Source organism: Bacillus sp. Medicinal_06 (assembly GCF_056711665.1).
This window is the reverse complement of the sequence record NZ_JBWYHD010000007.1, coordinates 232,116-256,556: the sequence shown is the minus strand read 5'-3', so window position 1 is coordinate 256,556 and position 24,441 is coordinate 232,116. Positions and strand designations below refer to the sequence as shown.

The 24,441-nt window shown below is 36.1% G+C and carries 24 protein-coding genes and 1 pseudogene; 18 read left to right on the top strand and 7 right to left on the bottom strand.

The window, feature by feature from the left end:
• Positions 1-36 precede the first annotated feature (36 nt).
• On the bottom strand, positions 37-1,509 hold the full coding sequence (locus AC1M36_RS18765; RefSeq protein ID WP_479846096.1) for an aminotransferase class I/II-fold pyridoxal phosphate-dependent enzyme: 1,473 nt from the start codon (positions 1,507-1,509) through the stop codon (positions 37-39).
• Between the two features lie 609 nt (positions 1,510-2,118).
• Between AC1M36_RS18765 and AC1M36_RS18760 the strand changes: the two genes are divergently transcribed.
• Entirely contained in the window at positions 2,119-2,388 is a 270-nt protein-coding gene (locus tag AC1M36_RS18760) for a UPF0223 family protein (protein ID WP_336452104.1), read from the top strand.
• A gap of 82 nt (positions 2,389-2,470) precedes the next feature.
• Here the strand turns inward: AC1M36_RS18760 and AC1M36_RS18755 are convergent, their stop codons facing one another.
• Positions 2,471-3,097, bottom strand: coding sequence for a YktB family protein (locus tag AC1M36_RS18755; protein ID WP_336452103.1), 627 nt, complete (start codon positions 3,095-3,097; stop codon positions 2,471-2,473).
• A 207-nt stretch (positions 3,098-3,304) separates the two neighbouring features.
• Here AC1M36_RS18755 and AC1M36_RS18750 point away from each other — a divergent pair, with 207 nt between their 5' ends.
• Positions 3,305-3,493, top strand: coding sequence for a hypothetical protein (locus tag AC1M36_RS18750; RefSeq protein ID WP_001250169.1), 189 nt, complete (start codon positions 3,305-3,307; stop codon positions 3,491-3,493).
• A gap of 88 nt (positions 3,494-3,581) precedes the next feature.
• Entirely contained in the window at positions 3,582-4,373 is a 792-nt protein-coding gene (locus AC1M36_RS18745; RefSeq protein WP_479846095.1) for an inositol monophosphatase family protein, read from the top strand.
• A gap of 44 nt (positions 4,374-4,417) precedes the next feature.
• Here the strand turns inward: AC1M36_RS18745 and AC1M36_RS18740 are convergent, their stop codons facing one another.
• The gene (locus AC1M36_RS18740; RefSeq protein ID WP_336452101.1) at positions 4,418-4,597 is read right to left on the bottom strand and encodes a DUF5325 family protein; all 180 of its coding nucleotides are present in this window, start codon (positions 4,595-4,597) and stop codon (positions 4,418-4,420) included.
• Positions 4,598-4,737: 140 nt separating this feature from the next.
• Here AC1M36_RS18740 and typA point away from each other — a divergent pair, with 140 nt between their 5' ends.
• The 3 genes from typA (at position 4,738) to AC1M36_RS18725 (ending at position 7,410) form a co-directional block, all read left to right on the top strand.
• On the top strand, positions 4,738-6,582 hold the full coding sequence (gene typA, locus AC1M36_RS18735) for a translational GTPase TypA (protein ID WP_336452100.1): 1,845 nt from the start codon (positions 4,738-4,740) through the stop codon (positions 6,580-6,582).
• A gap of 236 nt (positions 6,583-6,818) precedes the next feature.
• Positions 6,819-7,121, top strand: coding sequence for a YlaH-like family protein (locus AC1M36_RS18730; RefSeq protein ID WP_336452099.1), 303 nt, complete (start codon positions 6,819-6,821; stop codon positions 7,119-7,121).
• 13 nt (positions 7,122-7,134) lie between these two features.
• On the top strand, positions 7,135-7,410 hold the full coding sequence (locus AC1M36_RS18725) for a hypothetical protein (protein WP_479846094.1): 276 nt from the start codon (positions 7,135-7,137) through the stop codon (positions 7,408-7,410).
• A gap of 36 nt (positions 7,411-7,446) precedes the next feature.
• Here the strand turns inward: AC1M36_RS18725 and AC1M36_RS18720 are convergent, their stop codons facing one another.
• Positions 7,447-7,647, bottom strand: a complete 201-nt coding sequence (locus AC1M36_RS18720; protein WP_026049164.1) for a YlaI family protein — start codon at positions 7,645-7,647, stop codon at positions 7,447-7,449.
• A 141-nt stretch (positions 7,648-7,788) separates the two neighbouring features.
• Here AC1M36_RS18720 and AC1M36_RS18715 point away from each other — a divergent pair, with 141 nt between their 5' ends.
• Both AC1M36_RS18715 and AC1M36_RS18710 read left to right on the top strand, forming a co-directional pair.
• On the top strand, positions 7,789-8,241 hold the full coding sequence (locus tag AC1M36_RS18715) for a pyridoxamine 5'-phosphate oxidase family protein (RefSeq protein WP_336452097.1): 453 nt from the start codon (positions 7,789-7,791) through the stop codon (positions 8,239-8,241).
• Between the two features lie 278 nt (positions 8,242-8,519).
• Positions 8,520-9,848 (top strand): PhoH family protein, encoded by a 1,329-nt coding sequence (locus tag AC1M36_RS18710; protein ID WP_336452096.1) that lies wholly within the window; start codon positions 8,520-8,522, stop codon positions 9,846-9,848.
• A 180-nt stretch (positions 9,849-10,028) separates the two neighbouring features.
• Here the strand turns inward: AC1M36_RS18710 and AC1M36_RS18705 are convergent, their stop codons facing one another.
• Entirely contained in the window at positions 10,029-10,526 is a 498-nt protein-coding gene (locus AC1M36_RS18705) for a molybdopterin-binding protein (protein WP_336452095.1), read from the bottom strand.
• Between the two features lie 153 nt (positions 10,527-10,679).
• Here AC1M36_RS18705 and AC1M36_RS18700 point away from each other — a divergent pair, with 153 nt between their 5' ends.
• From AC1M36_RS18700 to pyc, 3 genes are all read left to right on the top strand, one after another.
• Complete coding sequence (locus tag AC1M36_RS18700) at positions 10,680-10,967, top strand: Fpa/YlaN family protein (protein WP_336452094.1); 288 nt, start codon at positions 10,680-10,682, stop codon at positions 10,965-10,967.
• Positions 10,968-11,090: 123 nt separating this feature from the next.
• Positions 11,091-12,272, top strand: coding sequence for an FtsW/RodA/SpoVE family cell cycle protein (locus AC1M36_RS18695; RefSeq protein ID WP_336452093.1), 1,182 nt, complete (start codon positions 11,091-11,093; stop codon positions 12,270-12,272).
• Between the two features lie 328 nt (positions 12,273-12,600).
• Positions 12,601-16,047 (top strand): pyruvate carboxylase, encoded by a 3,447-nt coding sequence (gene pyc, locus AC1M36_RS18690; protein ID WP_336452092.1) that lies wholly within the window; start codon positions 12,601-12,603, stop codon positions 16,045-16,047.
• A gap of 116 nt (positions 16,048-16,163) precedes the next feature.
• Here the strand turns inward: pyc and AC1M36_RS18685 are convergent, their stop codons facing one another.
• Complete coding sequence (locus AC1M36_RS18685; RefSeq protein WP_336452091.1) at positions 16,164-17,111, bottom strand: COX15/CtaA family protein; 948 nt, start codon at positions 17,109-17,111, stop codon at positions 16,164-16,166.
• Positions 17,112-17,598: 487 nt separating this feature from the next.
• Between AC1M36_RS18685 and cyoE the strand changes: the two genes are divergently transcribed.
• The 7 genes and pseudogenes from cyoE to amiF form a co-directional block, all read left to right on the top strand.
• Positions 17,599-18,522 carry a heme o synthase gene (cyoE, locus tag AC1M36_RS18680; protein ID WP_479846113.1) on the top strand — a complete coding sequence of 308 codons (924 nt, stop codon included), beginning with the start codon at positions 17,599-17,601 and terminating at the stop codon, positions 18,520-18,522.
• Positions 18,523-18,618: 96 nt separating this feature from the next.
• Positions 18,619-19,668: a cytochrome c oxidase subunit II gene (gene coxB, locus AC1M36_RS18675; protein ID WP_336452089.1), complete on the top strand. Its 1,050-nt coding sequence runs from the start codon at positions 18,619-18,621 to the stop codon at positions 19,666-19,668.
• Positions 19,669-19,728: 60 nt separating this feature from the next.
• Complete coding sequence (ctaD, locus tag AC1M36_RS18670) at positions 19,729-21,564, top strand: cytochrome c oxidase subunit I (protein WP_336452215.1); 1,836 nt, start codon at positions 19,729-19,731, stop codon at positions 21,562-21,564.
• Positions 21,564-22,187 (top strand): cytochrome c oxidase subunit III, encoded by a 624-nt coding sequence (ctaE, locus tag AC1M36_RS18665; RefSeq protein ID WP_000557899.1) that lies wholly within the window; start codon positions 21,564-21,566, stop codon positions 22,185-22,187. The genes ctaD and ctaE overlap by 1 nt, the downstream gene beginning before the upstream one ends.
• Positions 22,188-22,190: 3 nt before the next feature.
• Positions 22,191-22,529: a cytochrome c oxidase subunit IVB gene (gene ctaF, locus AC1M36_RS18660; protein WP_017151147.1), complete on the top strand. Its 339-nt coding sequence runs from the start codon at positions 22,191-22,193 to the stop codon at positions 22,527-22,529.
• Between the two features lie 88 nt (positions 22,530-22,617).
• A complete protein-coding gene (ctaG, locus tag AC1M36_RS18655; RefSeq protein ID WP_479846093.1) occupies positions 22,618-23,523 on the top strand; it encodes a cytochrome c oxidase assembly factor CtaG in 906 nt (301 codons plus the stop codon).
• Positions 23,524-23,985: pseudogene (gene amiF, locus AC1M36_RS18650) on the top strand (formamidase); the annotation flags it as partial.
• 45 nt (positions 23,986-24,030) lie between these two features.
• Here the strand turns inward: amiF and AC1M36_RS18645 are convergent.
• The gene (locus tag AC1M36_RS18645) at positions 24,031-24,396 is read right to left on the bottom strand and encodes a YugN family protein (protein WP_336452087.1); all 366 of its coding nucleotides are present in this window, start codon (positions 24,394-24,396) and stop codon (positions 24,031-24,033) included.
• Positions 24,397-24,441: the final 45 nt, after the last annotated feature.

The following is a 24,441-nucleotide window of genomic DNA, read 5'->3' as shown; positions in this document are numbered from 1 at the left end:
TATGAGTAAACGGAAAAATGGTGAAAAAAAAGCCTATCAACTGATAGGCTTATATTCTTTAATAACGCGTAATGTCTGTAATGTCATGTCTTCGGGACCTTGTACTGGTAGACCCGCTTCTAAATTTTTATGAATGTAATCTAAGTTTTCTTGTGTAATAATTTCACCTGGAGTAAAAATTGGAATCCCTGGTGGATACACCATTACAAAATCAGCTATAATACGACCGGCAGCATTTTCAAATGGGATGACCTCTGTCTCTGAATAAAAAGCATCTCGAGGAGAGAGAGCAAGTACAGGGATTTCTGGAATTTCAACTTGTACTTGAACACCTTTGTCAGCTCGATCTTTAAATGTCGTTGCTAGCTCTTGTAAGGCTTTAATAAGAATGTTTGTCTCATCTTTTGTATCACCTAATGTAACAAGGCATAAGATGTTATATAAGTCTGAGAGTTCAACTTCAATGTTATAATGCTCTCTTAACCATAACTCTGCTTCATGGCCTGTAATTCCTAAGTCCTTTACAGATACAATTAACTTTGTTGGATCGTAGCTAAACGTGGCATCTGTACCTAACATTTCTTTTCCAGGACAATAAAGATGTTCGATGTCGTTTATGGCGTTACGAACCTGCTCAGCTAGATGTATTGTCTCTGTTATTAATGTCTTTCCTTCAGTTGCAAGTCGTTTTCTTGCAACATCAAGAGAAGCAAGCAAAATGTAAGAAGTCGATGTTGTTGTAAGCATACTAATAATGGATTGGACATGCTTTACATTCACAAGCCCCTCTTTTACATTTAGAATGGAGCTTTGTGTTAATGAACCGCCGAGCTTATGCACACTTGTCGCTGCCATATCTGCACCAGCTTGCATAGCTGACATCGGTAATTCGTCATGGAAATGAATATGAACGCCATGAGCTTCATCAACTAATACAGGTATTTCGTAGGAATGAGCTAATTCTACAATTTGCTGCAGGTCTGCAGCGAACCCAAAGTATGTTGGATTAATAACGAGTAATCCTTTTGCATCTGTATGTTCCTCGAGTGCTTTTTTTACAGATTGAATCGTAATCCCATGTGAAATACCGAGCTTTGGATCAATTTCAGGATGAATGAAAATTGGTTTTGCACCTGAGAAAATAATGGCTGACATTACAGATTTATGAACGTTTCGTGGTACAAGAATTTTATCTCCTGGGCCACAAACGCTCATCACCATTGTCATAATTGCACCGCTTGTACCTTGAACGGAAAAGAAAGTATGATCTGCACCAAACGCAGCAGCGGCTAAATCTTGAGCCTCTTTAATCATACCCTTCGGATGATGTAAATCATCGAGCGGTGCGATATTAATTAAATCAATTGCTAATGCATTATGCCCAATAAATTCGCGAAACGTAGGATCCATTCCTTGTCCTTTTTTATGACCTGGGATATGGAATTGAATTGGATTTCGCTTACTGTGCTCTACTAAAGCGGTAAACAATGGTGTTTTGTATTGGGACAATCTATACACCCCTTCTTCTTAGTAATATTTATTATTGATTTGTTTTATGTGTATCTTGTTCAATAAGAAAGTTATCTCCCTTTGTATAGTTATATAACCGTCTAGAAGAACTTGATTTGTTTACTTACCATTCAAAAGTTTTTTCATGGAAGCTTCACTTTATTTTCAATAAAACAAAAGCATTATATCACCAATGATTATATATGTATAGGGAAAATGATTATTTTTATTATATGCATAATTAGTAGTAAGTTTATCCCATTGTGTGTGAGTAATAAACGCTCATCTTAAGGTTTAAAGAAAGCGAGAAGATACATGAAATCTCAGCAATAGAAGTTTTGTTTTATCCTGCTCGTAGTCAGACATACCTTTACAGCGGAATTTAGCGGAAGTAAAGGAGTAAGGCGAGGGGAAATAATACTTAAAGTTACATTTTTAGTTGGCTGAAGAGTTATGTTTTTTATTACTCTGCGATTTTCAATCTGGCGGGAGATAATTCCATCATAAAAGGGAAATAGTGTATAATGCAAAGTGGCCATAGTGAAGAAGGATGGAAGTCATATTTTAAGATAGCACAATGGTAAGAATAAAAATGAATGAGGTGTACATATGGAATATCAATACCCACTTGATTATGACTGGTCAAATGATGAGATGATTGCAATCGTGACATTCTATGAGGCGATTGAAAAGGCATATGAGAAAGGTATCGCAAGAGAAGAACTGATGAGACTATATCGTCGCTTTAAAGAAATTGTACCATCGAAAGCGGAAGAGAAGAAAATTGACAAAGAGTTTCAAGAGGTAAGTGGTTACTCAATATATCGGGCAATTCAAAGAGCGAAAGAAGTAGAAGAACAAAAGATTGTAAAAATGTAAAAAGATTTTGAAAAATAAAACGCATAGTGCTATAATGGGATAACAACTTAAAACGGACAATATAAATATTGTCCGTTTTCTACTATCGATTGCAAATTTTATATAAAGGAAGGAGTGAGTGCATAGTAGTTTCAACCTTCGCAAGAAATTGTTCATCAGTAAGTGTTGAAGATTCTTCTGGCGAGATGTGAATACCAACTAGTAACTCTGCTTTTTTTATAGTGGCTAAGCGTTCAATCATTTTTTGTAAATCATTTGCTTCAAGCGTGTTATGTAGTTTTACATCCGGTTTAGTATGGTCAATGGACCAAACGAAGTCATTTGGTATATTTGTTTTTAAATCATTTAAATGTTCTAAGAAGGCATGAGCCGCTTCCACTTTCTGTGGACACTCATAAATTAAACCAAAGTATATGAAAGCATGAGTACCCCATAAACCGATTTGAAAATGTGGTAGCATTTTATATCCGCGTTTATTTGTTGAAAAAGCAACCCAAGTATCGTTTGGTGGATTGACTTTACGACGTGCATGTTTCGCAACATGATAGAAAAAATTTTCACCAGTTTGTTCTGATAAATAATGAGAAAATTGCTCGCCTAGAGCTTCTAATTTAGGATGAATATTCGTTTTAATAGCATTCATTCGTTCTTCGAGACCATCAACTGTAAAGACAGCAAAGTCAGTTGATTTAAATGTTTGTAATGTCATGATAGTTCCTCCAACTCCTAGTTTGTTTCTAATTTTAGCATAGCTTGTACGATTCATAAAAAAATAGTACAAAAAAATTTTCGGTAAAAAAATATAATTTTGTTGCATAGATGATTTATCCAACATAATATAGTATAAAACAAAAAATCAGAAAATTAAGTTAATTCTAGTCCGAGGGCAGACGAATATTGGGAGGAGGCAATAAAAATGAGACAGGTGATTAACGCATTAAAGAGAACAGATGCTGAAAAAAGAATTCCAGTGCTAAGATTGGAGTTAGATTATGAATTAGCAACACTATATGATGCAATGATGGAAAATGATAATCAGAAAAAAGAAGAGTGCGTGCAAAAATTAGAAGTGCTAAGACTTGAAATGATCCGTTTAGAAGCGTAATAATAGTATATGTATAAAAATTAAGTTGGTGCGAACCTTATAAAGGGTTCGTTTTTTCTGTGAACAGTATAGATCGGAGTGTTAAAACATGCAAGAGGTATGGAAAGAAATCGATACAAATGCGAAACAGTGGATTCGAGAAGCTGGTAAGCGTTTAATGGCATCATTGCAAAAGACACTTACCATAGAGACGAAATCAAATGCAGCTGATCTAGTAACAAATATGGATAGAGAAACAGAACAGTTTTTTATTAGGAAAATTAAACAAACATTCCCGGACCATTATATTTTAGGAGAAGAAGGATATGGGGATGAAGTAGCTTCTTCTGATGGAGTCGTTTGGCTAATTGATCCAATTGATGGTACGATGAATTTTGTTCATCAAAAAAGAAACTTTGCGATTTCAATTGGTATTTATGAGAACGGTATCGGAAAAATTGGGCTTGTCTATGATCCAGTTCATGATGAACTTTATCATGCTGTAAAAGGAGAAGGGGCCTTTTGTAACGATGTATTCATTCCTCCTTTAAAGAAAAGTGCGATAGAACATGGAATAATTGCTTTAAACGCAACTTGGCTAACCGATAATCCATTACTTAATATGGAGAAAATGATGCAGCTTGTAAAATTAGCAAGAGGAACACGTTCATACGGATGTGCAGCATTAGAAATGGTCTATGTTGCAACAGGAAGATTGGATGCTTACGTGACGCCTAGACTATCTCCTTGGGATTTTGGTGGTGGAATGATTATTGTAGAAGAAGTCGGTGGTAAGGTAACGACATTCCATGGTACTATGCTTTCTATTGTGGAGAAGAGTAGCGTATTAGTTGCAAAGCCTGGAGTGTATGAAGAGTTATTACCATATGTATCACAGTAACAAAAAAGTAAGAGGCTCAAGACGCAGCTTCTTACTTTTTTGTGTTACTGTGATTTACGCATTTTGCGTTTTGTTATAAATCCATATCCGACTGTAACAAATGTACCAATAATGCAAATAATAATACCGATGGGACTATTTTCAGCAACCATAATGCCAATACCAATTAAGAAAATAACACCGATAATAGCTGTTAGTAAAAAGCGATATTGAATGTGTTCCATATCTTCACCCTCCAATTTCATTTTACTTTCACAAAAGTAAGAATACAACTATATTTTCATTCTTGATTTTATTTTGATTGCCATTGTATCCCCTTCGCTCTTATAATAGAGAAGGATTAAAAAGACACTAGGAGTTGGACATGTTGAAAAAACGACAAGATTTACGTAATATAGCAATCATTGCCCACGTTGACCATGGTAAAACAACACTTGTTGACCAATTATTACGTCAAGCGGGGACGTTCCGTGCAAATGAGCACGTAGAAGAGCGTGCAATGGATTCAAATGATTTAGAAAGAGAACGCGGTATTACTATTTTAGCGAAGAATACAGCGATTCATTATGAAGATAAACGAATTAACATTTTAGATACACCTGGACACGCTGACTTCGGTGGTGAAGTAGAGCGTATTATGAAAATGGTTGATGGTGTTTTACTTGTTGTTGATGCATATGAAGGTTGTATGCCACAAACACGATTTGTTTTAAAGAAAGCACTTGAGCAAAACTTAACTCCAATCGTTGTTGTAAACAAAATTGACCGTGACTTTGCTCGTCCAGACGAAGTGGTTGATGAAGTAATTGATTTATTCATCGAACTTGGAGCAAACGAAGATCAGTTAGAATTCCCTGTTGTATTTGCATCAGCAATGAATGGAACAGCAAGCTTAGATTCAAACCCAGCAAATCAAGAAGAGAATATGAAATCATTATTTGATACAATCATTGAACATATTCCAGCACCAATCGATAATAGCGAAGAGCCACTTCAATTCCAAGTAGCACTTCTTGATTACAATGACTATGTTGGTCGTATCGGGGTTGGACGTGTATTCCGCGGTACAATGAAAGTAGGACAACAAGTTGCGTTAATGAAGGTTGATGGAAGTGTAAAACAATTCCGTGTAACAAAATTATTTGGTTACATTGGATTAAAACGTCAAGAAATTGAAGAAGCAAAAGCCGGAGACCTAGTAGCTGTTTCTGGTATGGAAGACATTAACGTTGGTGAAACGGTATGTCCAGTTGAGCATCAAGAGGCATTGCCATTATTACGTATTGATGAACCAACACTACAAATGACATTCCTTGTAAATAACAGCCCATTTGCAGGTCGCGAAGGTAAATATATTACATCTCGTAAAATCGAAGAGCGTCTTCGCGCGCAACTAGAAACGGATGTAAGTTTACGTGTAGACAATACAGAATCTCCGGATGCATGGATTGTATCTGGACGTGGAGAGTTACATTTATCAATCTTGATTGAGAATATGCGTCGCGAAGGATATGAATTACAAGTATCTAAACCAGAAGTAATCATTAAAGAGGTTGACGGCGTAAGATGTGAGCCAGTAGAACGTGTACAAATTGATGTGCCAGAAGAATATACGGGTTCTATCATGGAATCTATGGGAGCACGTAAAGGTGAAATGTTAGATATGGTAAATAACGGGAACGGTCAAGTTCGTCTTACATTTATGGTTCCAGCACGTGGCTTAATTGGTTATACAACAGAATTCTTAACTTTAACTCGTGGTTACGGTATTTTAAACCATACATTTGATAGCTATCAACCAGTACATGCTGGTCAAGTTGGTGGACGTCGTCAAGGTGTTCTAGTTTCACTTGAAACAGGAAAAGCATCACAGTATGGTATTATGCAAGTTGAAGACCGTGGCGTAATCTTCGTTGAACCAGGTACAGAAGTGTATGCAGGTATGATTGTTGGGGAACATACACGTGAGAATGATTTAACAGTTAACGTTGTAAAAATGAAGCAACAAACTAACATTCGTTCTGCAACAAAAGACCAAACATCAACAATGAAAAAACCGCGTATTATGACTTTAGAAGAGTCATTAGAATACTTAAATGATGATGAATACTGTGAAGTAACACCAGAATCAATTCGTCTTCGTAAAAAGATTCTTGATAAGAGCGAACGCGAAAGAGCTGCTAAGAAAAAGAAATCTGTAGAAGCGTAAAAAAATGAGAAAGCTGCCTTTTTATGAAAAGGCAGCTTTTTTATTTGGTTATTTTTTAGAAAATTTACTCTTTTATCTGGACAGTATTTTTTCTGCAAGGTACTCTTATAGTAGGTAACGTAGAGTTTGGAAATTAAGAAGTAAGGCACTACTAGTTTGTGGGTTGAATTAGGTTCATATGGTTTATTTTAGCTAGGGGATCTTTATTCATCTTTGCTAGATAAGGGGGAAGTGTAATGCTAGAGAGAATGTCATTTTTTGCAAAGCTATATAATGTAGATATGAATCCAGAGGTGGGGATGTGGCTGCTTTATGGTACAATGATTATTTTGAGTGCACTTGTATATAATTTGGGTTTTGCTAGGAAATTATCGCCATTACAAAATGTTGTAATTTATGTGGTATTAGCAATTGGGAGTACGGTTCTAACTTTTTTTGCGGTTTTTTTACCAGTGGGAGAAGGGCTCGTTGTGGCAGCGATTGTGCTCGGCATTTATAGATTGCGCTTACATCAAGCAAGGAAACAGAGAGCGAACTAAGGGGGGATGTTTTATGCGTTCTGTACAAGATACATTATACAATTGGCTTACGATTAAAACTGTTGCGGAAGCACGCCCGCATGATGAAGCTGCACAAGAAACATATTTACTATTTCATAGCATGCTACATGAAGATCATCAATTACGAGAGGTAATGGTGGAAAAGAAAGAAGATATGTATTTGGTTACATATGAACGAGAAGGGGAAAAACATTCTACAAGATTTCCAGTAGAGCTTATAGATTGTTTCTTAGATCAAATGAAACGAGAGCCGGAGAAATATAAATAAGTCCTCATCTGAATGATTAAGGACTTATTTGGCAGTTTACCACTCATCTTCTATTGTTTTATCACGATATAAGTGGAATTTTCCGGTTGCATGGCGTTCCATTGTACGTTCTGCAATACGTTCTGTGCATTCCATGCACATATATGTATGAATAGGACGGTTACGAAGCCTTTTGGCCATAGGATTTTCGTCATCTAACTCTTCTTTTTTATCACAAAGCATGCATTTGACTCTCATTTCGTCACCTCAATACAAATTCTATCGATATAAGTATATCATGTAAATTTGATATTTTTGAACTATAGGGGGAAAAAATAATATTTTCGCAATTCAAAAAATAAGTTATTATTAGGATGAAGAAAATTTGGAGGTGGAAATATGGCAAATGTAGTAGAACCTACATTGACAGATTCTTTAGTTCAATCTTTACGTGAAGGGCATATTATTACAATTGCAACGATTGATTTTGAAAAGGCTATTCCAAATGTAAGTGCTATTTCATGGGTATATGCAATGAATAAGACAAGCATACGATTTGCAGTTGATCAACGCTCCCGCATTGTGGAAAATTTACGCCATCAGCCAGGGCTTGTACTTACTGTAATGGCAAATGAATCTGTATTTTCCATTAGCGGTGAAGCAAAGATTTTAAAGGAGAGATTAGAAGGTATTCCGCTTAAGTTAACTGTAGTAGAAGTATCTGTTCAAGAAGTGCGTGATGTTATGTTTTATGGAGCAAAGCTTACTTCGGAACCAACATATGAAAAAACATATGATCTTCGTGCTGCTGAAAAACTTGATAATCAAGTTTTGACAGCAATGAAAGAATGATAGAAATGGATGAGCGCTATAATTGTTCATCCTTTTCTACTATTTTAACTAAAGTGAATAGCTGGCCTTTGCTGCATGTTAGAATATAAATTTTGATGAATGAATATCATATCTAGTTATAAATGCGACAAATGATTAAGAAAAGTTTTAATTTCTATGAATTTCGATTCTACCTCGTTAATACATTACATATAATTATAACAATGGTTCGTCCATATCACGATCATGGATGAAACCCTTGTTCTACAAATTTAAAAGTGGAGTCAGGGGGTAACAGGTTGGATAAAATTTATGTGTTAGATACGAATGTACTTTTGCAGGATCCTTTATCTATTTTTTCTTTTGAAACAAATGAGGTAGTGATTCCAGCAGTTGTATTAGAAGAGGTTGATTCGAAAAAACGCTACATGGATGAAGTTGGACGAAATGCTCGTTATGTATCTAAATTGATAGATAAATTTCGCGAATTAGGAAAATTGCATGATAGTATACCTCTTGAAAATGGAGGGACATTTCGTATTGAATTAAACCATCGCTCATTTGTTCAACTACAAGATATTTTTGTTGAAAAAACAAACGATAATCGCATTTTAGCTGTGGCGAAAAATTTATTTTTAGAAGAGCAAGAGAAAGAGAGTGGAAAGTCTGTCATTTTAGTCAGTAAGGATGTGCTTGTAAGAGTAAAGGCGGATGCTCTTGGTTTACAAGCGGAAGATTATTTAAGTGATCGTGTAATTGAAGTGGACAATATATATTCAGGTTTTTTAGAAGGCTACATATCAAAAGAAAAATTAAATCATTTTTATGAAAAAGGAGAGCTTCCTTTATCAGAAATTGCAAATCATCCATTTTATCCGAATCAGTTTATTGTGATGAAAGATGCGCTTGGTGGTTCTAGCTCTGCACTTGGAATTGTTGATTTTTCAGGAAAAAAAGTGAAGAAATTGGTTTTTCATAATGAGCAGGTTTGGGGCATACGTCCGCGGAATGTGCAGCAAACTATGGGATTGGAATTATTGCTTCGTGAAGATATTCCGCTTGTAACATTAACGGGTAAAGCGGGAACTGGTAAGACTTTACTTGCTTTAGCCGCTGGGCTTATGCAAACGGAGGATTTAGGTTTGTACAAAAAACTCCTTGTTGCCCGGCCAATTGTTCCGGTTGGAAAAGATATTGGTTATTTACCAGGGGAAAAAGAGGAAAAATTAAGACCATGGATGCAGCCGATTTTCGACAATCTAGAGTATTTATTTAATACAAAAAAACCAGGGGAATTAGATGCGATTTTAGCAGGGATGGGTTCAATTGAAGTAGAGGCGCTTACTTATATAAGAGGACGAAGTATTCCAGATCAATTTATTATTATTGATGAGGCACAAAATTTAACGAAACATGAAGTGAAAACAATATTAACAAGGGTTGGAGAAAAGAGTAAAATTGTCTTAATGGGAGATCCGCAACAAATTGATCATCCTTACTTAGACGAATATAATAATGGTTTAACGTATGTTGTAGAGAAATTCAAGGAACAAAAAATTAGCGGACATGTAAAGTTTGTAAAAGGAGAACGTTCAAATTTAGCGCAACTAGCAGCAGATTTATTATAAAGTAAAACTTTAATCAGTGGGGTTTTCTTCATCCCCACTGATTATTAGCCCTCACGAATCGGGCTTTTATGGGCAGCTGACCCCCACTTACCTGCTTTGCTTTTTCTGAATTTTGAGGTGGGGGTCTTACTGCCTGTTAATGCGGGATAAAAAGGAGTGGGACTTTGTCCCGCTCCTTTTCTAAATAATTGTAAACTTACGGATGTTTCGAATTGGATTGTTTATATTAGAACCATTACCAAAATAAAGGTGAACAGGTCCGTCTTCTCGTAATGGTGTTCCGTCTTTTGAAAATCCAAGAATAACATTGTTTGCTTCTTCTAATGAAAGACTGATTGTATCATGCAGTGTATGAATTTCAACATGCGTCGCTTCAGCTGCAATTTCGGCGTTTTTTAAAAAGGGATGAAGTGGTATGCCAAACGTGCCTGTAATGAGCTGTTCTTTTTTAAATTTTTTTACGCTTTTTTGAATAGGTGGGAAAGCGGCGCCATCACGGATTTCGCGATCCCAATGTTCAGAAGTATGCTTGAGATAGTCTTCTAATTCTGATGTTTCTTCTTTCGTTTCGGTGAAGTAAGTTGTTAAATCTACTTTTCGATCATCAAAAATCCAAACACTTGGATCAAGTGTGATTGGAAAACGGACTTTTCCGTTTATAAATAAGATTTCACTCATTGTTGTTCCCCCATTTGTATTATGCTCCCACTTTTCAGTATAATAGCATTAGACACGATTGTCACAAAAAATGTTTCTATTGCAATTTATTAAAACTATCGCTAATATTAATAGATAGGATAGGAGAGTAGGACGGAAACGGAGGGAATCAATTTGGCGTCTGAGACAGTAGCAAATCATCAGGAAAAGGCACTTGCCCTTCTACAAGCGGATGCGGAGAAGATTTTAAGACTTATTAAGGTGCAAATGGACCATCTTACAATGCCGCAATGTCCATTATATGAAGAAGTGCTCGACACACAAATGTTTGGACTATCCCGTGAAGTTGACTTTGCGGTTCGTCTTGGTCTTATTGCAGAAGAGCAAGGAAAAGACATGTTAGGAGAGCTTGAACGGGAATTATCAGCACTTCATGAAGCTTTTACAACCAAACAACAATAAAGGGTTCAAATAAGGGGGCTCAAACTGGCTAAGTTTGAGCTTTTTATTTGTATAATAAAGCAGGAAGAATTCCAATACATATGGAATACAACAATTAAACTGAAAACAGAAAGAGGATATTGAATGAAAAAAGTATGGAAGTCGATGGATTATTCATTATTGCTTCCACTTGTTATTTTATGTGTACTGGGAGTTATAATGGTATACAGTGCTAGCTCTATTGTAGCGATTACAAGGTTTGAAAAAGCGGCTAATTACTTTTTTAATAAGCAATTAATCGCATTAAGTATAGGTACAGTATTGGGATTAGGGATAATCGCTGTGATTCCATACCAGTTTTGGAGAAAAAGAATTGTTTTATTACTCATGATGCTAGGAAGTATTGGTTTGCTATCGTTAGCGTTATTATTAGGAAAAGAAACTAATGGTGCGCAAGCTTGGGTATTTGGTATACAGCCAGCTGAATTTGTTAAACTAGCTATCATTATCATACTCGCGCGTTTCTTTGCAAGAAGGCAAGAAACGGATACGTCAGTATGGAAAGGATCGGCAGGTACAATTCTGTTTATAGGGTTAATTATATTTTTAATCCTAAAACAAAATGATTTGGGGACAGTTCTATTAAACATTGGTATTGTTGGAATTATGTTCCTTTGCTCGGGTATTCCGATTAACAAGTGGATAAAGCGTATTTTATTAAGTACAATTGTATGGATTCCGCTTTTGTATTTAGTCGGTAACTTTGCATTGAAGCCTTATCAAAAAGCACGTTTTTCAGTGTTTTTAAATCCATTTGAAGATCCACAAGGTGATGGATTCCAATTGGTAAATTCTTTTATTGGTATTGCTTCGGGTGAATTAAACGGAAGAGGTCTTGGGAATAGTATACAAAAATTTGGATATCTACCGGAGCCTCATACAGACTTTATTATGGCAATTATATCGGAAGAGCTTGGTTTTATCGGAGTAGCGATTGTTTTGATTAGCTTGTTGCTTATTATTATTCGTTCACTTCGAATTGCTCAAAAGTGTAAAGAGCCATTTGGAAGTTTAATTGCTATAGGTATTGCTAGTATGCTTGGTGTGCAGACGTTTGTTAATATTGCTGGTATGTCTGGGCTAATGCCTCTTACTGGCGTGCCTTTGCCGTTTGTCAGTTATGGTGGCAGTTCTTTAATGGCGAATTTATTTGCAATGGGTATATTGTTGAACGTAGGTAGCTATGTGAAACGACAAGAGCAGCAACAAAAAGAAATATATGAGAAAAAAGAACAAGGTGAGCCACATCTTGTTGTTGTGAAATAGAAAGGCTTTGTGTTGGATGCACAAGGCCTTTTTATTATGATATTTTAAATAAGTTATACTTTGCGGGATTAAAGCGCTAATAGAGTGTCATATTTATTTTAATGTGTTATACAATAAAGCTATCAGAAAAAGAAGAGTTGTGCTATACTATTTTTGTGAAACAAATTGATCAGAAAACTTATCATTTGTTGAAAAATAAGGTATGATGTATAAAAATAAAGTGAAGCTTTCCGATTATAGTTTAGAAAAGAAAGTGAAGAACTTCACGCTCTTTAGGGCGTGTACCTATTTAATCTCTAGAGTGGTAGGAAAGTAGAGGGGGAAAATCATGACAAAGCTGCAACGTATTCAAAAAGTATTAGTAGCTAACCGTGGAGAAATTGCAATTCGTGTATTCAGGGCCTGTTCAGAACTTGGGTTAAATACAGTTGCAATTTATTCAAAAGAGGATAGCGGTTCTTACCATCGCTATAAAGCAGATGAGTCTTATTTAGTGGGAGAAGGAAAAAAACCAATCGATGCTTACCTTGATATTGAAGGTATTATTGAGATTGCGAAAAGCAATCACGTGGATGCAATTCACCCCGGATATGGTTTCTTGTCAGAAAATATCCAATTTGCTAGACGTTGTGAAGAAGAGGGAATTATCTTTATCGGACCAAAAAGTAAACATTTAGATATGTTTGGAGATAAAGTAAAAGCAAGAACACAAGCGCAATTAGCTAATATTCCAGTTATCCCTGGTAGCGATGGACCTGTTAATTCACTAGAAGAAGTTGAAGAGTTTGCTAAGCAGTATGATTACCCGATAATTATTAAAGCATCACTTGGCGGTGGCGGCCGCGGTATGCGTATTGTGCGTAGCGGTGATGAATTAAAAGAATCTTATGATCGTGCAAAATCAGAAGCAAAAGCAGCTTTTGGTAATGATGAAGTGTACGTTGAAAAATTCGTTGAAAAACCTAAACATATAGAAGTACAAATATTAGCGGATGAAGAAGGCAACGTTGTGCATTTATATGAGCGTGATTGCTCTGTACAACGTCGTCATCAAAAAGTAGTTGAAATTGCACCGAGTGTGTCACTATCAGATGAACTTCGTCATCGTATTTGTGAAGCAGCAGTAAAGTTAACGAAAAATGTTAACTATTTAAATGCTGGTACAGTTGAATTCCTTGTAAAAGGTAATGACTTTTATTTCATTGAAGTAAACCCGCGTGTTCAAGTAGAACATACAATTACAGAAATGATCACAGGAATTGATATTGTTCAGTCTCAAATTTTGATTGCTGATGGACACTCTTTACATAGTTCAACAGTGAGTGTACCAAAACAAGAAGACGTTATTGTGCATGGATATGCAATTCAATCTCGCGTAACAACAGAAGATCCGCTTAATAATTTTATGCCTGATACAGGGAAAATTATGGCGTATCGTTCAGGTGGTGGTTTTGGCGTTCGTCTTGACACAGGTAACAGTTTTCAAGGTGCAGTTATTACGCCATATTATGATTCACTACTTGTTAAAGTAACAACTTGGGCACTTACATTTGAACAAGCAGCTGCGAAAATGGAGCGTAACTTAAAAGAATTTCGTATTCGTGGTATTAAAACAAATATTCCATTCTTAGAGAATGTAGTAAAACATAAAAATTTCTTATCAGGAGAATATGATACATCGTTTATAGATGCTTCACCTGAATTGTTCGTCTTCCCAAAACGTAAAGACCGTGGAACGAAGATGTTAAGTTATGTAGGTACAGTAACAGTAAATGGTTTTCCTGGAGTAGGTAAGAAAGAAAAACCGATTTTCTCGGATGCACGTATACCAAATATGAAATATTCTGAATCAGTTCCAGATGGAACGAAACAAATTTTGGACGAACGTGGTGCAGATGGGCTAGTAAAATGGGTACAAGATCAGAAGCGTGTACTATTAACGGATACTACATTCCGTGATGCGCATCAATCATTACTCGCAACACGTATTCGTACAAAAGATTTAAACAAAATCGCTGAGCCAACAGCTAGAATGCTACCAAATTTATTCTCAGCGGAAATGTGGGGCGGTGCAACATTCGATGTTGCGTATCGTTTCTTAAAAGAAGATCCATGGGAACGTTTATTAGATCTTCGTGAAAGAATGCCAAATGTTTTATTCCAAATGCTTCTTCGTTCATCGAATGCAGTTGGTTATAAAAACTATCCAGATAATTTAATTCAAAAATTTGTAGAATGTTCAGCGCAAGCTGGTATCGATGTATTCCGTATTTTTGATAGCTTAAACTGGGTAGAAGGTATGAAGGTTACAATTGATGCTGTAAGAGAGAGCGGTAAAATTGCAGAGGCAACAATGTGTTACACAGGGGATATCCATGACCCAATGCGTAGTAAATATGACTTGAATTATTATAAAAACTTAGCAAAAGAATTAGAAGCATCAGGAGCACATATTCTAGGTATTAAAGATATGGCTGGATTATTAAAACCAAATGCAGCTTACGATTTAGTGTCTGCTTTAAAAGAAACGGTATCGATTCCGATTCACCTCCATACACATGATACAAGTGGAAATGGTGTTTTAACGTATACGAAAGCAATTGAAGCGGGTGTTGATATTGTCGATGTAGCTGTAAGCTCAATGGCAGGTTTAACATCACAACCAAGTGCAAATACGTTATATTATGCATTAGGCGGAAATGAAAGACAACCAGATGTGAATGTCGATTCGTTAGAAAAACTTTCACATTATTGGGAAGATGTTCGTAAATATTATGCACCATTTGAAAGTGGTATGAATGCACCACATACAGAAGTATACATGCATGAAATGCCAGGGGGGCAATATAGTAACCTTCAACAACAAGCGAAAGCAGTTGGTTTAGGAGACCGATTTGATGAAGTGAAAGTGATGTATCGTCGTGTCAATGATATGTTTGGTGATATTGTAAAAGTAACACCATCATCAAAAGTTGTTGGTGATATGGCACTATTTATGGTGCAAAATCACCTTACAGAACAAGATATTTTTGAGCGTGGACACTCGCTAGATTTCCCAGGTTCTGTTGTAGAAATGTTCTCTGGAGATCTTGGGCAACCATATGGTGGCTTCCCGAAAGAATTACAAAAGATCATTTTAAAAGGGAAAGAGCCATTAACAGTAAGACCAGGGGAATTATTAGAGCCGGTTGATTTTGATGCTTTAAAAGAAGAATTATTCCATAAACTTGGACGTGAAGTAACTATTTTTGATGTTGTTGCATATGCACTATATCCAAAAGTATTTATGGATTATCAAAAAGTAACTGGATTTTATGGGAATGTATCTGTACTTGATACACCAACGTTCTTCTATGGTATGAGGCTTGGTGAAGAAATTGGTGTGGAAATTGAACGTGGTAAAACATTGATTGTTAAATTAGTGTCAATTGGTGAACCGCAACCAGATGGAACTCGTGTACTTTACTTTGAATTCAACGGGCAACCGCGTGAAATTGTTGTCAAAGATGAAAGTGTTAAAGCAACAGTTGCACAGCGTGTGAAAGGAAACCGTGAAAATCCAAATCATATAAGTGCAACAATGCCAGGAACGGTCATTAAAGTCGTTGTACATGAAGGCGATGAAGTGAAAAAAGGCGATTCTATGGCAATTACAGAAGCGATGAAGATGGAAACGACGGTTCAGGCGCCATTCAATGGGAAAGTGAAGAAAGTATATGTAAAAGATGGCGATGCGATTCAAACGGGAGATTTACTCATTGAACTAGAACAATAATAATAAAGAAAAGAGCTGCCGAAAAGCAGCTCTTTTTTCGTGTTCGTAAAACAGATTCTTCACGGGTGGAAGTTTTACTTTATATAAAAATAATAACTTGCCATAGTGGCAAGTTATTAAAATGATTGTTTCTTTTTCGCTGTAGTTGATTGGTGTGTGTCTTGTGCGTTTGCTTTGCTTCTTGTACCTAACATAACTAAATAACATAATACGGCAAAGAGACAAGAGATAAAGAGCGAATGTAACAGTGCCATTGGCAAGCTTGCATCTGTATATATAACTAAAACACCAACAATCGCTTGAAGGGTAACGAGAATAAATGAAGTGATCCATCCCCAATATACAACTCGTTGCTTTTTATAATGACGAATAGCAAGAATCATCGCATATAGAATCCAAGCGAATATTAACATTGCTGCGATCCTGTGACCCATTTGAACCCATTCGTGTAACTGGGTAGGCCATGGTCTATTTTTACTACAAAGTGGGAAGTCTGGACATGCTAAACTTGCACGTTCATGACGTACTAGTGCCCCTGTATAGACGACAATATAGCTGTAAATTGTTACACCATAAATATGAAATTTCATTTTTTTGTCCATAATGAGAGAGCGTGCATCGAATTTTTTGTCAATCTCAAAAATAAGACATGCTAGTAAAATAACAGAAGCAAATGAAATTAAGGAAATACCAAAATGAATAGCAAGTACAGCAGGTACTTGTCCCCATACAACTGCGGCGGCTCCCATTAATGCCTGTGCAACTAGAAATACGAAAGATAAAATAGCGAGCGTTTTTGTTTCACGTACATGCTTATAATATTTCCATGATAATATACAAAGAAGTGTAACGAGAATCCCTGCAGATCCTGATGTTAAACGGTGACTTAGTTCGATAATTGTTTCCATTGACAAATTTGAAGGAACGAATTCACCATTACAAAGTGGCCATGATTTACCGCAACCTTGTCCTGAACCTGTTTTTGTAACTAATGCCCCTCCCAGTAAAACCAATAGTAGGTCGAGACTTGTAATGACTGCTAACCATTTAATAAAACGTTGCAACCTTTTCACCATCTTTCTGTTATGAAGTTATTGCGAAATATTTTCATTCCATCAATTTTATAGAACAAAACGCGCTACAGTCCTATGATATATAAAAAATAATAAAATAGCAAAGGAATGGGTGGATTGATAAAGTGCTTGCAAAAAACAAAAGAACGGAATAAAAAACACCTATTTTAGGGCGAAATACTTCTATTATAAAAAGAAATAGGGCCAAATATGACAAAATAGTTTATTATAGAAGATAATCTCATGTTATGATAGGGAGTAATAGGAGAAACTTTTTTGTTGTTCGACACAAAAAGTTCATGTTTTCTTCACAAATTGTTCGGGAAATATGATTTAATATATTCGAGTATGAGCGTAGATTAGTAGTAGAGTGAGAAAACACCATTTCTACTGTAATAATATTGCTATATAGAAGCGTATTACTTTCTTTAGTAAAGACGCGAAAGAAGGATGAAAGTTTTAAGAGGGGGTTGAAATGATGAACCATGCAACAAGTGAGCTGCATGATGAGTCAGCTATAACAGATGTACCGGAAACAACACGTGTACAAGATTTATTAGCGCTCGTTAAGATGGGGATTGTAAACTCAAATACACTTACGGTGTTTACAGGGTTTTGGTTGGCTTTACACTTTAATGGATTAAATGCTACGAACCATTTGGATAAAATGTTCTTTACAATTGTCGGCTCGGCTTTAATTATGGCAGGATCATGTAGCTTGAATAATTATATTGATCGGGATATCGATCACTTAATGGAACGGACAAAAAATCGTCCGACAGTAACAGGAAAATATAAACCTGGGTTTGCCTTAACATTAGGTATTACTTTATTGCTTCTTGGTTTTGTATTCTTGTTATTTACAACACCAATGGCAGCAATTATAGGTTTTATTGGTGCTTTCACATATGTTGTTTTATATTCACTATGGACAAAACGAGCATATACACTAAATACAGTAGTAGGTAGTGTATCTGGAGCAGTTCCACCTTTAATTGGCTGGGCAGCAATTGATCCTAGTTTAGGTCATTCGATTGCTTGGATGCTATTTTTAATTATGTTTATTTGGCAAATCCCACATTTCCTCGCGTTAGCGATGAAACGTGTTGATGAATATCGAAATGCAGGTATTCCAATGCTTCCTGTTGTACATGGATTTGATATTACAAAACGTCAAATCATGATTTGGACAGTATGTTTATTACCACTACCATTTTATATGAGTGGACTGGGAGTAACATTCATGGTAATTGCAACATTGCTTAACATTGGATGGATCGTATTAGGATTCTATGGATTCCGTAAGAAGGATGACATAAAATGGTCCATACAAATGTTTGTCTACTCCTTGAATTACTTGACAATCTTATTTGTGTCAATGATTGTAGTTACATTCTTCTAAGACAACGACATGAGGGGATTTCTTTACGTTGAGATTTACTTTACTTACTATAAATAAAGTACAATCTAATTCACAAAGAAAGTGGGGGTTGTTTGTATGAAGAAACAGTGGCGACTGCTTTCATTCGTTTCACTGCTGGCTTTACTGTTAGGGGGATGCGGTAAAGCCTTTCAATCTACTTTAATTCCGCAAGGTGAAGTAGCAAAAATGCAATATGATTTACTCTTGTTAGCAAGTGCGATTATGGTAGGCGTTGTACTTGTAGTTACTATTATTTTCTTGTATGTAATTGTGCGTTTCCGACAAAAGAAGGGTCAAGAGGATTATATCCCGAAGCAGGTTGAAGGAAATCACAAACTAGAGATTATATGGACAGTCATTCCGATTATTCTTTTGCTAATATTGGCTGTTCCGACTGTTACATATACATTCAAACTTGCTGATGTAAGTGCGATGGAGAAAAAGAATATTGATAAAGATACAATCGTTGTTGATGTAACAGCGAATCTTTATTGGTGGGAATTTTCTTATAAATCAGAAAAGATAGTGACTTCGCAAGACTTAGTTATCCCCACAGGTAAAAAAGTGTATTTGAATCTGAAAGGTGCTGATATTAAACATTCATTTTGGGTTCCATCTTTAGCTGGAAAAATGGATACGAATACAGATAATGTCAACAAAATGTGGTTAAAGGCAGATAAGTCAGGCACTTATAATGGTTTTTGTACAGAATTTTGTGGCCCATCACATTCTTTAATGCAATTTAAAGTAAAAGCTGTTGATGAAAGCGAGTACAAAACTTGGATTGCAGATATGAAGAAACTTGATGGTAAGAAAGAAGTAGCTTCCACAAAAGAACAAGAAGGTAAAGAAATATTCAACAAAAGCTGTATCGGTTGTCATGCAACTGGATCAAATGATAGTAGACCACCTTCTGCACGTATCGCACCAAACCTAGCAAATTTTGCTGATCGCGATATGGTTGCCGGCATTGCTGAAAATAATGAAGAAAACCTAAAAAAATGGCTAAAGGATCCTGAAAATATGAAGCCAGGAAATAAAATGACTGGTAAATATGGCAACTTAACGGACGACGAAGTAGAGGCATTAAATGCATATTTGAAAACGTTAAAAGTTGAGAAGTAAAGAGGGATTATTTGCGAAGGGGAGGTTGAAAACGTGAGTTCTGTAGCAAAAAAACAGGGGATGGGTGCTGTTATATGGGATTATTTGACGACAGTAGACCATAAAAAGATTGCCATTCTCTATTTAATTGCAGGTGGATTATTTTTTATCATTGGCGGAATAGAAGCATTATTTATCCGTCTTCAATTAGCCATTCCGAATAATGCTTTTCTTGTTGGGGATGCTTATAATCAAGTATTAACAATGCACGGTACAACAATGATTTTCCTCGCAGCTATGCCGCTCGTGTTTGCATTTATGAACGCTGCTGTGCCACTTCAAATTGGGGCACGCGATGTGGCGTTTCCATTTTTAAATTCACTTGGATTTTGGTTGTTTTTCTTTGGTGGAGTATTTTTAAACTTAAGTTGGTTTTTAGGAGGAGCACCTGATGCAGGGTGGACATCTTATGCATCGTTATCTCTTGCTTCTGAAGGTCATGGTGTTGACTTTTATGTACTAGGATTACAAATATCGGGTATAGGTACACTGATTGGTGGTATTAACTTCCTTGTAACAATTATTAATATGCGTGCACCTGGAATGACATATATGCGTATGCCGATGTTTACATGGACAACATTTGTAACGTCTTCACTTATTTTATTTGCTTTTCCTCCATTAACAGTTGGATTGGCACTACTTATGTTAGATCGTTTATTTGGTACAAGTTTCTTTAACCCAGCTTTAGGTGGTAATACGATTATATGGGAGCATTTATTCTGGATTTTTGGTCACCCAGAAGTGTACATTCTTATACTCCCAGCTTTCGGAATATTCTCAGAAATTTTCGCTACATTTTCTAAAAAACGACTATTTGGTTACTCATCTATGGTATTTGCAACAGTGTTGATTGGATTTTTAGGATTCATGGTATGGGCGCATCACATGTTCACAGTTGGTCTTGGTCCTGTTGCAAATGCTATTTTTTCAGTTGCAACAATGGCAATTGCAGTTCCGACCGGTATTAAAATATTTAACTGGCTCTTTACAATGTGGGGCGGGAGTATCAGGTTTACAACGCCAATGATGTGGGCGGTTGCTTTTATTCCATCATTCGTAATGGGTGGTGTAACAGGAGTCATGCTTGCCTCGGCTCCGGCTGACTATCAATTCCACGATAACTATTTCGTTGTGGCGCATTTTCACTACGTAATCGTTGGTGGGGTAGTGTTCGGATTACTAGCAGGTGCACATTATTATTGGCCGCTTATGTTTAACAGAGTATTAAATGAAACACTAGGGAAAATTACATTTTGGTTGTTCTTTATTGGTTTCCATTTAACATTCTTTATCCAACATTTCCTTGGGTTAATTGGTATGCCACGTCGCTACTTTACGTATTTACCAGGACAAGGGTTAGAAACGGGGAACTTAATTAGTTCAATTGGTGCTATATTTATGGGACTTGGAACGATTGTTCTTCTATTCAATGTTGTGAAAACATCATTATCTAAAGAAAAAGCGGGACGTGATCCATGGGATGGTCGTACTTTAGAATGGACAATGCCAGCCCCAACACCAGAATATAATTTTAAGCAATTACCATTCGTTCGAGGATTGGATCCGTTTTGGATTGAGAAACGTGAAGGAAATAAAGAAATGACACCGGCAGAGCCTGTTAGTGACATTCATATGCCTAACCCTTCATTTTCACCATTTGTTATATCTCTTGGATTATTTATAGCGGCATTTGGTGCAATGTATATGCAAGGTGGAAAAGATAAGTTTTGGCTCTTGGTTGCAATTATTGGACTTATCATTACGTTTGGTGCAATGTTCTTACGTTCAGTAATTGATGACCATGGTTATCATATTCATAAAGAAGACTTAGATGATAAGGGGGGCACAGCGTAATGCATGTAGAGGAAAAATTAACAAATGAAACATTTCCAGCAGAACCTGAAAAAGCAACCCTTGAGGGAAAAAATAAGTTTGTTGGATTTTGGTTATTTCTTGGAGGCGAAACAGTATTGTTCGCTTCCTTATTTGGCACATATTTAGCGCTGAAAAATTCTACAAACGGCGGCCCCACTTCTCAAGAAATGTTTCAAATGCCACTTGTTTTTATTATGACGATGCTTTTGTTAACAAGTAGTTTAACAAGCGTATATGCGATGTATCATATGAAGAACTTTAACTTTAAGCAAATGCAGCTTTGGTTAATTGTTACAGTACTATTAGGATTGGGATTTTTAGGATTTGAGATTTATGAATTTTATCATTATACACACGAATTCAAGCATACGATGAGAAGTAGTGCATTTGGTTCAGCGTTTTACGCACTTGTTGGAACTCATGGATTGCACGTATTGTTTGGATTGTTATGGATCTTAACATTAGTTTTTCGGAATGCGAAGCGGGGACTGAATTTATATAATGCCCCAAAGTTTTACGTTGCATCTATTTACTGGCACTTTATTGATGTAGTTTGGGTGTTTATTTTCACTGTAGTATATTTGATGGGAATGGTGGGATAAACAATGGCGATAAAGCAAACAAACACAAGTAACTCAAAGGTAGATCTCGTTTATCGTAGAAAAAAAAGTGCAGAAGAAATGAGACATCAAGTGATTACATTTGGTTTAATGATTTTCTTAACGATTGTAGCTTTTGTGGCGGTCGCTTATCCGAAAACATTTAGTCCTCTTTTCTCGGTACCATTTATTCTACTGTTAGCTGTTGTGCAAGTAATATTTCAATTGTACTATTTCATGCACATGAGTCATAAAGGACATGAAGCAGCAGCTTTTTTCCTATATTCGGGATTATTAGTAGGATTGTTAACAATTTTAGCTTTTATGACGATTGTCTGGGTTTAAAAAAGTAAAGAATAGGGAGCTTGAAGTTATCTTCGCTCCCTTTTTCCTATGAGGGTAAGGAGTTCATATTGAAAGGGTGGGTGTAAAAGTGAGCAACTTATGGATATTTGGTTTTCAAGCTTTATGGAGCCCGATCTTTTTACTGTTTATAGTTTCTGTCCTTATCTGTTACTTTCTTATTATCGGGCCATATAGGAATCGGTTCGAAAATGCAGAAAAGGTAAACAAAATGCAGATATTTTATTTTACGGCGGGAATAATCCTTCTATATATTGTGAAGGGGGGACCTGTTGATTTACTTGGGCATATTATATTCAGTGCACATATGTTTGAGATGGCGGTGATGTATATCGCAGTACCTCCGCTATTACTATTAGGAATACCGATTTGGTTATATCAATATATTACATCCTTTAAGGTTGTTCAAATTATATTAATGCTGTTTACAAAACCGCTTATTGCGCTGTTTGTATTCAATGGTTTATTTTCTTTTTATCATTTACCAGTAGTTTTTGATACTGTAAAACAAAGTCAAATTGCACACCCTATCTTCCTTGCGGTTCTATTTTTTACAGCAATCATGATGTGGTGGCCGATGCTAAATCCATTACCAGAGTATCAAACGTTAAGTGAAATAAAGAAAATAGGGTATATGTTTGCAAATGGTGTATTATTAACACCAGCTTGTGCATTAATCATTTTTGCAAGTGAATCATTGTTTGCTACATATACAGATCCCAGTGCCTGGATGAAAGCGATGGAGCTTTGTGTGCCTGCAGGGACACTAACTGACTTAAATATAACCGGACCAGAGTTTTTACATTGGATGCCAATTGTACAAGATCAACAAACAGGTGGTATCATTATGAAAATTGTCCAGGAAATAGTGTACGGTATGATTATTGGTTATGTATTTTTTAAATGGGCACGTAGAGAGCGCAAAAAAGATGAGGAGCAACTACAGGCAGTGCCTCCATATTTGCAAACGAAATAAAAAGGTGCGAACGTCCTAATTCGTATCTCTGGATATAGCACACAAGTGAGTGAGCAATGGATGTTAACGAATCGTTCGAATGCATGGTAAAATTTGATGTATAAATTATCTGTAAATTTAGCAGGATATGATGGCGTGTTTTATTACTTTAGCGAAGGGCAAGTGTGTAATTTTGATGGCACTACATTAGTACAAGGGCACTGAAATCCGTGGGAGATTGTTACTGCAGAAGTGTATACGGAATTAGCAGATCAAGCTAGATTAGGATGGGGGCTTGAAAATAATATTTACAATTTAGGGCCTAGAGGTTATGTAGCTACGCCAGGAGGGGTAAAAGAAAACCCATACACATTTGTAAAAGATTTAACAGAAGGCAAGTATAAAGTTCCGTGGGAAGATAAGATTAAAGTAAAAGACGGGTCTATATATGGGTATCCAGTTAAAAAGACAATTCATTCTTAATTTGTAAACAAAACAGGCGTGTCCATATAGACACGCCTGTTTTGTTTATTCAATAACTTGAAATTCCTTTAGCTCTTTTTCAATGTTTTGCAGAAGTTGTTCGCTTTTTTGAAGTACGTTTGTAGGGAAATTTTCATTTTCTCCATATTCAACACCATGTGGATAATAATGTTTTCCTAACAATGGAGGAAGTAATTTCACTTGTGCATGTCGCCCTCCGATTTCTCCTTCTACAGCAAGTCCTTGTACCCGTAAATAGTATACATCCTTTAATATTTCAAATTTATAGTCGTATGTAACTCGCTCATAATCCCATTGCCCAGCAAGTACAAAATGTTGATTTTGCATGACCTCCGTTAATAATGTGAAATCAACTACTGCACCTATAATTTTTGAATTTGTAAATTGCATGGAATCCCTCCTTATTTTTATTTGATACCCTTTAATTTTATAATA

Excerpts from the sequence above, each read along its gene's own strand:
- AC1M36_RS18760 (WP_336452104.1), top strand. The coding sequence starts at position 2,119 with ATGGAATATCAATACCCACTTGATTATGACTGGTCAAATGATGAGATG.
- AC1M36_RS18755 (WP_336452103.1), bottom strand. The coding sequence starts at position 3,097 with ATGACATTACAAACATTTAAATCAACTGACTTTGCTGTCTTTACAGTT.
- AC1M36_RS18750 (WP_001250169.1), top strand. The coding sequence starts at position 3,305 with ATGAGACAGGTGATTAACGCATTAAAGAGAACAGATGCTGAAAAAAGA.
- AC1M36_RS18745 (WP_479846095.1), top strand. The coding sequence starts at position 3,582 with ATGCAAGAGGTATGGAAAGAAATCGATACAAATGCGAAACAGTGGATT.
- AC1M36_RS18740 (WP_336452101.1), bottom strand. The coding sequence starts at position 4,597 with ATGGAACACATTCAATATCGCTTTTTACTAACAGCTATTATCGGTGTT.
- typA (WP_336452100.1), top strand. The coding sequence starts at position 4,738 with ATGTTGAAAAAACGACAAGATTTACGTAATATAGCAATCATTGCCCAC.
- AC1M36_RS18730 (WP_336452099.1), top strand. The coding sequence starts at position 6,819 with ATGCTAGAGAGAATGTCATTTTTTGCAAAGCTATATAATGTAGATATG.
- AC1M36_RS18725 (WP_479846094.1), top strand. The coding sequence starts at position 7,135 with ATGCGTTCTGTACAAGATACATTATACAATTGGCTTACGATTAAAACT.
- AC1M36_RS18720 (WP_026049164.1), bottom strand. The coding sequence starts at position 7,647 with ATGAGAGTCAAATGCATGCTTTGTGATAAAAAAGAAGAGTTAGATGAC.
- AC1M36_RS18715 (WP_336452097.1), top strand. The coding sequence starts at position 7,789 with ATGGCAAATGTAGTAGAACCTACATTGACAGATTCTTTAGTTCAATCT.
- AC1M36_RS18705 (WP_336452095.1), bottom strand. The coding sequence starts at position 10,526 with ATGAGTGAAATCTTATTTATAAACGGAAAAGTCCGTTTTCCAATCACA.
- AC1M36_RS18695 (WP_336452093.1), top strand. The coding sequence starts at position 11,091 with ATGAAAAAAGTATGGAAGTCGATGGATTATTCATTATTGCTTCCACTT.
- pyc (WP_336452092.1), top strand. The coding sequence starts at position 12,601 with ATGACAAAGCTGCAACGTATTCAAAAAGTATTAGTAGCTAACCGTGGA.
- cyoE (WP_479846113.1), top strand. The coding sequence starts at position 17,599 with ATGAACCATGCAACAAGTGAGCTGCATGATGAGTCAGCTATAACAGAT.
- coxB (WP_336452089.1), top strand. The coding sequence starts at position 18,619 with ATGAAGAAACAGTGGCGACTGCTTTCATTCGTTTCACTGCTGGCTTTA.
- ctaD (WP_336452215.1), top strand. The coding sequence starts at position 19,729 with ATGGGTGCTGTTATATGGGATTATTTGACGACAGTAGACCATAAAAAG.
- ctaE (WP_000557899.1), top strand. The coding sequence starts at position 21,564 with ATGCATGTAGAGGAAAAATTAACAAATGAAACATTTCCAGCAGAACCT.
- ctaF (WP_017151147.1), top strand. The coding sequence starts at position 22,191 with ATGGCGATAAAGCAAACAAACACAAGTAACTCAAAGGTAGATCTCGTT.
- AC1M36_RS18645 (WP_336452087.1), bottom strand. The coding sequence starts at position 24,396 with ATGCAATTTACAAATTCAAAAATTATAGGTGCAGTAGTTGATTTCACA.